This is a genomic window from Streptomyces sp. SAS_272, assembly GCF_052543235.1.
Map to the genome: position 1 here is coordinate 1 of NZ_JBMNDR010000010.1, position 2,965 is coordinate 2,965.

At 64.2% G+C, this 2,965-nt stretch carries 3 protein-coding genes and 1 tRNA gene; 3 read left to right on the top strand and 1 reads right to left on the bottom strand.

The annotated features are described in order from the left end of the window. A partial coding sequence (locus ACN6LD_RS09235) for a transposase (protein ID WP_445042848.1) occupies positions 1-345 on the top strand: 345 nt, incomplete at its 5' end. A 292-nt stretch (positions 346-637) separates the two neighbouring features. Here the strand turns inward: ACN6LD_RS09235 and ACN6LD_RS09240 are convergent. Further along, positions 638-722, bottom strand: a tRNA-OTHER gene (locus ACN6LD_RS09240). Positions 723-1,595: 873 nt separating this feature from the next. Between ACN6LD_RS09240 and ACN6LD_RS09245 the strand changes: the two genes are divergently transcribed. After that, positions 1,596-2,138, top strand: a complete 543-nt coding sequence (locus tag ACN6LD_RS09245) for a DUF4231 domain-containing protein (RefSeq protein ID WP_319194714.1) — start codon at positions 1,596-1,598, stop codon at positions 2,136-2,138. Positions 2,139-2,550: 412 nt separating this feature from the next. Beyond that, positions 2,551-2,730, top strand: a complete 180-nt coding sequence (locus ACN6LD_RS09250) for a hypothetical protein (protein ID WP_319194712.1) — start codon at positions 2,551-2,553, stop codon at positions 2,728-2,730. The last annotated feature ends 235 nt before the right edge of the window (positions 2,731-2,965 follow it).

Here is a 2,965-nt window from a genome sequence, read left to right on the forward strand (position 1 = left end):
TGGAAGGACTACCGCGACCTCCTCCAAACCGCCCACCAGCAGCTCGGCGGCCCGATCGTGCTGGTCTGGGACAACTTGAACACCCACCTGACTGCCGGATTGCGCCGCTACATCGCCGACCGCGACTGGCTCACCGTCTTCCAGCTGCCGCCCTACTCACCCGACCTCAACCCGGTCGAAGGCATCTGGTCCGTCCTGCGACGCACCACCACAGCCAACCGTGCCTTCGCCGATCCGAACGACCTGATCACCGCCGTCCGACGCGGCCTGCGCCAGCTTCAGTACCGCCCCGACGTCATCGACGGCTGCCTCACCGGCACCGGCCTCCGGTGCCAACCAGCATGACGACATCACGCATTCAAGGTCAGTAACCCTTTTCGATAGAGCACAGATACAGGTCAGCACGGACGACCCGCCGCAGCCAGGAGAAGGGGCAGCCAACTCGCCATGAGGACCGGAGGGCTGGGCCGTCTCAGGGCCAGCGAAGGGCGCTCAACGACGACCAACACTGACAACCAACGACGGCTAAGTCGCAGGTCGCAGCGTTGATCGATTGCACGGCCTCAGGTCAGAGACCCGGCCCTTCACTTCTTCGGCCACTGGGATCTGGCCGGCCCGCTGGAGCAAGCAGTGAGGGTGGCCACGGCCCGGATTCGAACCGGGGTTTCCGCGTCGGGGCGAACCCGAGCGCGACGTCTTAGGCCGCTAAACGACTCGTGACCAGGCGGATCGTACCGATCCAGAGTCTAGCGAGACCATCTCATTTCGAGGGGTGACACCTCAGGGCACGGGCCCACGTCGAGCCCATCACCGGGTATGGACGGCCATCTGCGCCTCGGATCGTCGAATACGGCCAAATCGCGACCTACTGGGATCCAGTCAGATTCGCTCACACTCAAACACATGGGGGCGATTCGGGATTGTGACCAGTTGGCATGCCATCGCTGCGGGGAGACCAGCCATGCCGTGCGTGAGCGCGGACGGTTCGGCCTCATGGCGAGTTACTGCGAGGGGTGCTGGAACACCCTGGCCAACGAGATGGCCGAAGCCGATGGGGCCACAGCCTCACCCAGACCGGATCCCGACCCCGACGACGTGACATGGATCGAGCCACCACTTTGCCCCGAATGTGGCGCATCGGTTCGCATCCATCCCACCAACTACGACCGGTGGGTCAGTCTCGCCATGGTGGAGTTGCCCGCCAAGGACGTCCTAGAGGCCTTCAGGTGGCGTTTGACGAGACTTCCGGGCGGATCCCCCATCCCCACGGATATCGTGGCCGTACGGGTCCGCGGAATCGATCCGCTACCGAGCGAACCCGTCGTGCCGGCTCACCGCATGATGTGCATCCCCGAGTGGGGTGAGTCGTAGATCCCACGGCAGTCAGCAGACTGCCCGCCACCGTGCCCCCTGCGTGCCTGATCGAGCAGCGACCGGCGGGGAGTTGCGGGGAACATCGGGGAGGAACCCGAGAACCCGCACGTCACCGACTTGCCAGCTCAGCCCCGGGCCGCATACGCGATCTTCCAAACTACTGCTCCAGGGATGAACTGCCGTGTTGACTACGCTATTCCACCACCGATGTACTTGCACGCATGTCAGGGACGGATGACGGTCAGTCACTTGAAGCTCACCCCGCTGTCTCCCAGCCTGTAGCCGCGGCGCAGGACTACGTGGAGGACAGGCTGTCTCAATACCAGAAGTGGTACGACAGGAAGGCCGTCAAGACGAAGGCCATGCACCTCCGGATGAGGACGATATCCGTCGTCGGCGGAGCTTTGGTCCCCGTGTTAGTCAACCTCGACGTTTCATTCGCGAAACTCACCGCCACAGTGCTGAGTCTGATCGTCGTCGGTTCCGTCTCCTTGGAGAGCGTGTACCGCTACCGCGAGCAGTGGAAGAACTACAGGTCCACAGAGCAGCTCCTTGGACATGAGCGGATCTACTTCGAAACCAAGGTCGGTCCCTACTCGAATCTCTCGGAGAGCGAAGCATTCACGACCTTGGTCGCTCGTGTGGAGAGCGCAATTGCCTACGAGAACTCTGCGACCCTCAACGTGATGACCCTCGGCGGCCAGGTGAGCGCTGATGTGCAAACGCCGCCCGGCATCCCAGGTGCCCAGCGAGAACCGCGGTAGACGAGGAGTGACGCCTGTCTCCGCCTCCCTGGCGTACAGCAGCGAAGTACAGCAACCACCGCGACCGCAGTCGGTCATTACCGACCGCACCTGCACGGCCGACCAGCCGTGCAGACCTCACCGACCGTTCCGCCCATAGTTCGCATCGAGGGAGCAAGGCGGTGTCTTTCGGATCAGCCCCCGGGGCCGCGGGATGTAGGGGGTGCGCTCCCCATCGATGCAGGCGCGGACAAGCGGCGACGCCCTGTGTCCGACAGACCTGCATTGACGGGTAGTTGGATTTCGGGCAGGCCCGGGTGACGCCCAGGGCCGCGCATCCCGCGTCCGACACGGCGACGCACAGGACGGAACCGGGGCCGGGCACTCCCGCGTGCACGAATGCGAGGCCTCGCTCGCACACACTAGGGGGAACGTGAACAGTGAAGAACGGGACAAGCCTGACCGTCCCGATGAGAAGACCAAGCGACGTAACGAACGGCTGTGGCGCATCGGCACCGTGGTCGCCCTGATTGCGTGGGCACTCTTCCTGGCCTACATCTACGAAGACCCCGGGCCGATCTGCGGAACCGGCCAGGACAAGGGACCCTGTTGACGGTCCGCGACATCGGAGGGCTGTGGGGCAGCGACCGAATCTCTGTAGAGCTACGGATCAGAAGGTCTCTGACATCCACGGCTGACATCAACGCCGCCGGCCGGAGGCGTACCCCAGCATCCCTGTCCGGCCGTCGCACCAGTCACCGGCAGCGGCCGGAGCGGCCCCGGATCGAACTCCTAAAGCGGGTGTCGCAGGTTCGAATCCTGCCGGGGGCACCAGGTCAAAGGCCCGG

Excerpts from the sequence above, each read along its gene's own strand:
- ACN6LD_RS09245 (WP_319194714.1), top strand. The coding sequence starts at position 1,596 with ATGTCAGGGACGGATGACGGTCAGTCACTTGAAGCTCACCCCGCTGTC.